This window comes from Vibrio sp. 1249-1 (assembly GCF_033340495.1).
This window is the reverse complement of the sequence record NZ_JAWOWJ010000753.1, coordinates 1-619: the sequence shown is the minus strand read 5'-3', so window position 1 is coordinate 619 and position 619 is coordinate 1. Positions and strand designations below refer to the sequence as shown.

The following is a 619-nucleotide window of genomic DNA, read 5'->3' as shown; positions in this document are numbered from 1 at the left end:
CTGCGCCGCATCTACCTCAACGAACTCCAGTTCTTTTTGATTGCTCTTAATATCGGTTAACGCGGCTTTATGGCCAACACCAGGTTTAAGCTCAATCAAGCCCGCATCAGCGAGTAGTAACAGCCCTCGGCCTCCATTAGTTGGGTCGTTTGGAATGGCAATTCTGGCACGGTTTGGTAACTCTTCTAACGAACGGTATTTATTGGAATAAATACCCATGCGCATCAAGATAGATTGGCCAATTGAAACGAGCTGAGAGTTATGACTGCTGTTGAAATTATCCAAAAAAGGTTGGTGTTGGTAGCTGTTAATATCGATGCTACCGTCACTCAGCGCGGCGTTAGGTGTCACGTAATCAGAGAACTCGATGACTTCAACATTTAGCCCTTGTTTTGCCGCTTCTTTCGCTACTGCTTCAACTACTTGTGCATGTGGCCCAACCGTAGCTCCGACTTTGATTACGGAATTATCTTTTTCTCCGCAGGCACTTAAGCTGAGTGCAGCAGCGAGAACCCAAGATAACTTTTTGATGATGTGACCTAAATTTGTCATCGTAACTCCATTTTATATTTAGACGTCCATACGGCTATCCTATCAGGAATATATAAACGGTCAACGT

The 619-nt window shown here is 44.4% G+C and carries 1 protein-coding gene; it reads right to left on the bottom strand.

The genetic code is table 11. From position 1 onward, the window contains the following. On the bottom strand, positions 1-552 hold a 552-nt coding region (locus R7Z50_RS28730), incomplete at its 3' end, for a MetQ/NlpA family ABC transporter substrate-binding protein (RefSeq protein WP_318149913.1). Positions 553-619: the final 67 nt, after the last annotated feature.